At 61.1% G+C, this 5524-nt stretch carries 4 protein-coding genes and 1 pseudogene; 3 read left to right on the top strand and 2 right to left on the bottom strand.

Annotated elements, in window-relative coordinates:
* A pseudogene (locus AC2VLV_RS15955) lies at positions 1 to 202 on the bottom strand (DNA topoisomerase III); the annotation flags it as partial.
* Positions 203 to 600: 398 nt separating this feature from the next.
* On the opposite strand from AC2VLV_RS15955, the gene AC2VLV_RS15950 reads away from it, so the two are divergent.
* From AC2VLV_RS15950 to AC2VLV_RS15940, 3 genes are all read left to right on the top strand, one after another.
* Positions 601 to 1332 carry a hypothetical protein gene (locus AC2VLV_RS15950; RefSeq protein WP_045786179.1) on the top strand — a complete coding sequence of 244 codons (732 nt, stop codon included), beginning with the start codon at positions 601 to 603 and terminating at the stop codon, positions 1330 to 1332.
* 336 nt (positions 1333 to 1668) lie between these two features.
* Complete coding sequence (locus AC2VLV_RS15945) at positions 1669 to 3513, top strand: ATP-dependent nuclease (protein WP_032972641.1); 1845 nt, start codon at positions 1669 to 1671, stop codon at positions 3511 to 3513.
* On the top strand, positions 3513 to 5219 hold the full coding sequence (locus tag AC2VLV_RS15940) for a UvrD-helicase domain-containing protein (protein ID WP_032972643.1): 1707 nt from the start codon (positions 3513 to 3515) through the stop codon (positions 5217 to 5219). Before AC2VLV_RS15945 ends, AC2VLV_RS15940 begins: the two co-directional genes overlap by 1 nt.
* A gap of 99 nt (positions 5220 to 5318) precedes the next feature.
* Here the strand turns inward: AC2VLV_RS15940 and AC2VLV_RS15935 are convergent.
* Positions 5319 to 5524 (bottom strand): single stranded DNA-binding domain-containing protein (locus AC2VLV_RS15935; RefSeq protein WP_486990912.1); only part of this gene is annotated, 206 nt, incomplete at its 5' end.

The following is a 5524-nucleotide window of genomic DNA, read 5'->3' as shown; positions in this document are numbered from 1 at the left end:
GAAGAATGGGCAGTTGCTCGATGGCCCAGCGCTTGTATTGCTCGCCGTAGCCTTCGGGCGGAACCGCCTCCACCAGATGACCGATGCACCAGGTCACGACGACACCCGCGCCGCTGTAGCAGCCGTTGCCGCGTTGACCGGCACCCAGCACACGGGCGATGTCCTTGCCCTGGGATGGCTTCTCGCACAGAAACACGCGCATGAAGCCTCCTGGGTGTGCGTGACGGTCATCGAATGGACGTCAGCATTCCCGGCCGACGTGTGCGCGGCAGCAAACAAAATGGAAGCGGAGGACACCAGGTTGTGCTGGTGCAGAACGCGGGCGGCAGATGCGCTGACGCAAGGGAAGCGGGTGCGGGCTGCTACAGCCGCTTCCTGGGGGACGGGGGATCGCGTGGCCGGACAGACCTCGTCGGCATTCGGATTGCGGGAGATGGCCTTCAGGGGTAGCATCCATAGTCAGGCGCCCGCCCAAGCTCTGGACAGCTTGAAACAGGCATTCGCAGCTCCCCGCAGTACCCCTCGCTTTCAATCATCCGGAGTACCGGCTGTTCGACAGCGACAAAACGTCCAGCGCTCGAACAGTAGCGGAGTATTCCGATGAGCAACTATGTACGTTCAGCCGCCTTCGCGGCTTCCCGGGTCCTTGCTGCGCAAGGCTTGACGGTCAAGCGTTCCCACCTCTCCGAGGTCATTGCCGCGTTGCTGGGATACCGCACGCACGCGGCACTGTCCGTTGAGGAGGCGGATCCCAAGCTCGACTACCACCTGGACGATGCCGAGATCCTCGTGCTCAACCTGCCGATGGGCGAGAGGCGGGCCGCGGAACTCGGCCTTGCAGCGGCGGGCGCGGCACCGTCGGCCGTCACCACGGCTTGCGTCGAGGCGTTGAAGGCCAGCGCCGGTTCCACGGACGTGTACGTCAGTGTGGGCGACTTCTACGACTTGCATGCCCGCCAGGCATTGGCCGAAATGATCTACAACGCCGATGATGTGGCCGGTGCGATGGCTGAGAGCAATGCCTCGTTCCCCGACGAGCCCGATATGGACATCGAGTGCCCCCCGACGACGGACCTGTGGGCGGCGGTCGACGAATGGACGATTGAGGCCGACGGCACCATGACGGGCGAATACGACCCCGAAGGTGATCGCATGTTCAATGGGGACACGCTGAACTGCCGTGGCTGGCTGATCTACCGCAAGGCAGGTCGCGCCGGGCTGGTGTTCATCGAGGGCGATGGAACGGGTGGAGCCGACGACAGTTGGCGTGACCTGGATCGCGATGACGAATGGGCGTATCAGCAGAGCTTGGGCAGCAATCCGGCGAACTGATGAAGCGACAAGCTCCGGCGGCAGTGGAAACTGCCGCCAGTCTTTGTTCTGCGGTTCGTCACACCGAGATAACTACCTTGGTACGAGATGGTTCTTGAGTAGGAACCAGCACATGTTGAGCGCGAAGGAACGGCCAAGGAGCGTCATCTGACCTTCCGGGATGCCAACAGGGCGATGCGCGCCTGGGCTCAGAAAGCCGAACACGCCAGCAAGTCCTTTCTCCTCCTCAGTCGTGAACTCGTTGCATCCAAGCCAGGACTCCAGGGAAACAAGACCGTTGCAGGTAACTGCGCTATAACCGCGATAGCGAATAATCGATGCGGGGACGGAGGATATATGCGCGTCAGGCGTTTGAAGATTGAAAACTTCCGATGCGTCTCTCAAGGGAGTGTTGATTTTGCTGGGCACACACTTCTGGTCGGAGGCAACAACATTGGGAAGTCAACGGTGTGCGAGGCTCTTGATCTCGTCCTCGGTCCTGAGCGCATATTCCGCAGGCCTGTCGTTGACGAGCATGACTTTCATTGTGGCCGCTATCTGAATGCGGAAGGTGCGCCGGTTGAAATTCGCATTGAGGCGATCCTGGTCGATCTTTCCGAAGAGGCGCAGCGGCGCTTTGGTGGCCATCTCCGCAGGTGGGACGACTTGGCGGGTACGTTCATAGACGAGGAGCAGGATGGTCTTGGAAAGGCCGATGGTCCGGCAGTGATCTGGGCTCTACCACTTCTGTTTGTCGGTCGGTACGACCCGGAAGAGGACGATTTCGTCGGCAACACATTCTTCGACCATCCAACCAAAGAGGTCGATGCTCTCGACGAAGAAACCGAGGTCAAGCTCGGTCAGGGCCGTGTTCCGTTCACGCGTGTGCACAAGCGCCTTTGCGGCTTTGTGTTTTTGCGGACGTTGCGGACCGGTTCACGCGCTCTCAGCCTGCAGCGCGGTTCGTTGCTCGATTCCGTATTGAAGCTGGGCGGCGCCGGTGCCGTCGAGATGTGGCGGGACACTCTGGCCAGACTACAAGCGCTTGACCCGGCAATCGGCGAGATCGAGCAACTGAAGCATATCCGCTCAGAGTTACGATCCCGGATGGGACGCTTCGTCAACTTGGCGCCTGGTGACGATGCGACGGCCTTCTTTGCTTCGGACCTGACGCGCGAGCATCTCCGGGAAGTCGTGCGGCTGTTTATCGCAGCTCAACCTGGTCAGCATCTCGTACCGTTCGGTCGGCTGGGTACTGGTTCAATCAACCTGCTGGTCTTCGCTCTCCTGACCTTCATTGCCGAATTGAAGGACAAGCAATCGGTGATCTTCGCGATGGAGGAGCCGGAAATTGCGCTCCCGCCACACACGCAGCGCCGGGTGACGCGGTTCGTGCTCGCGGAAATGGGGCAATCGATTGTCACTTCGCATTCACCCTACGTGATCGAACAGTTCGATCATGAGCAGATTGTCATCCTGAACCGCAACGAGACCGGCGCTCTGACAGGCCAGCCGATCGATGGCCAGGCTGTTAAGTCCAAGACGTTCCGCGTCGAACGGCGTCAATTCGCCGAGGCAATTCTGAGCCGGGCGGTGCTGGTCGTGGAGGGATCGACGGAGGCAGCCCTATTTCCGGTAGCTTCGTCGATTATGGAGGCGTCCCTCAATCCGGAGGACTACACCCACCTCGATCTGGCTGGTGTCAGCATTTTCAATGCCGGCGGGGATGGCTCGGTACCGCGTCATGGTCCGGTGTTTTCGGCGCTCGGAAAGCTCGCCTTCGGTTTCTACGACAAACCCAACGCCCCGCTGAACCAGGATGCGATGGACAAGCTGAAGAGCTATACGCAGGTTTGGGAGTCCCCCGAGAAGGGCATTGAGGAGCTGCTCGTAAAGGAGACGCCCATCGCAGTTGTGAGGCGGTTTCTCAATGAGGTGAAGGATCGACCCGACTATCCCAGTGTCGGCGTCTATGATCCGGCGGCGGGCGATGGTGAGGTAACTGCATTGGCGACGAAGGTTCTGAAGGCGCGCAAGGGCGACGCTTACGGCTATGCCGCCATGATGATCAGCCAGTGCCAGCACGCCGACCAGCTACCGGCGACGATCCGAGAAATCCTTGAAACCATCCACAAGGCGCTGAGCGCCGTTTCCGAAGATGTCGCAGCACCGCCGCCGGACGATTTGGAGGATCTCTTCTAATGAAGCTGGAGCTGTGCGAAAAACGCAAGGCGGTCATCGCACAAGGCGGACACCTTTTGGTCCTCGGCGGGCCCGGCTCCGGCAAGACCACGATCGCCCTGCTGAAGGCCCAGCGCCAGTCTGCGACGCTCAAGCCAGGACAGGGAATCCTCTTTCTCAGCTTCTCGCGCGCTGCCATCCGTCAGGTTCTCCTGCGCTGCAAGGAGATCCTGACGCCAGCCGAACGGCGGGCCGTCACCGTCCAGACCTATCACGCCTTTTGCATGGAGATTCTGGAAGCCCACGGCCGCCTCCTGCACGGCCGGCCGATCCGCTTTCTCTACCCCGGGGAGGAACGTCTTCAGAAATCGGCGTTCGATGGGGATTGGATGGTCGAGCGACGACGTCTGGCATCGGAGCAAGGGCTCTACTGCTTCGATCTCTTCGCAGCGGGCGCGGCAGACCTACTGGAGGGATGCGCGGCGCTGCGCGAGCTCATTGCCGATCGGTTTCCGATGATCATCGTCGACGAGTTCCAGGACACCGACGACAACCAGTGGCGGATCGTTCGCGCTCTGGCTGAGGTCACGGACGTGTTCTGCCTTGCCGATCCAGAACAGCGGATCTTTGATTACCGGGATGATATCGATCCGCGCCGGCTGGATATTCTCCGAGAGGATATCCAGGTCACCGAGTTCGATCTGGGCGGGGAAAACCACAGAAGCCCAAACGCGGGAATCCTTCAGTTCGCCGACGCAGTACTGCACAACCACAGTCCGCTGCCGGCCACCCCAGACATCAAACAGGTTTCGTACTGGCAGAACACGTTTGCCGCAACGGTCCATGCAGCGGTGATATGGACCTTCAGCGCGTTGCGGAAGAAGGGGGTCGAGCATCCGAGCGTGGCGGTGCTGTCGAGAAGCAATTCGCTCATCGCCGACCTTTCGGTGATCCTGTCGGAGACGCACACTTACAACAAGCAGACCCTACCCGTCATCGAACATGATGTCGTTTGGGATGCTGAGCTTTCCGCGGCGGCGGCGGTGGTCGTGGCGTCAATCCTAGAATGGCCGACCGGCCCGGCCGAAGAGACCCTTGCGCGGACGCTCCGGGTCATTGCTGGATATTACAAGCTGAAGAACGCGGAGGAGCCGACCAACGCCGCGGCGGAGCACGCACGTAAGTATGACGAGGCGGCAGCCAAGGTGGCGACGGGCGAAGGACCGCGCATCAATGCCGCGAAAGCCCTCGTCGCGGTCTACAAGGCTGGCATCGATCTGGTCGGAGAACCTGTCGCGGACTGGAAAGCGGCGCGCTGGGTGCTTCACGATATTCCAGCGCTGAATGAGCTGTTCCGCGAGGCCCGGCTAGTGCGGCTGTTCAGGGCGACCGACTCTCTGGCCTCCGGACTCGGCGAGCGTTGGCTCGCCTTGAGCAGCTATGCAGGTGCGAGCGAACTAGTCAAACGTACCCTCGAGCAGGAGCGGCTCGTGGCGGCCGAGCGCGACCCCCAAGGCTGCATCCTGATGAATATGCACAAGGCCAAGGGAAAGGAGTTCGATGGGGTCGTTCTCGTGGAAGGCGCTTTCAAGTCGAGCTTCTTCGATGAGAGGAATGAGCAGCCGCCGTTTGAACGTAGCCGCCGGCTGCTGCGGGTCGGCCTGACGCGGGCTAGGACGCTAGTGGCGATCGTGCGACCGCAGAATGCCCGGCCGCTGGTCGATTGAGCGGATCGGTGGCCAGTCTGACGAACAAGGCGACCGAAGACGCGACCATCCTCGTCATCAAGCTGAACGGGAACAGCCGTGGGGATCCTGCTTGGCTGGTCAGGATTGCGGCGCACCACTATCAGATGCAGAGGGCTTCGCACCCAACGTCACCGCCTCAATGCGATACGGCAGAATGCCCACGCGCCGCGCTTCGACCTTGAACGTGACGCGCTCGTTCTCGTCGGCGTCCTCCCATTCGTCGCGCACGGTGCGGCCCTCGACCAGCACCCGCATACCTTTCTGGTACAGCGTCTTCCAGTGCT

The organism is Thiomonas sp. TH-17 (assembly GCF_057473305.1).
The sequence above is the reverse complement of the archived record's forward strand: the minus strand, read 5'-3'. Positions and strand labels throughout refer to the sequence as shown.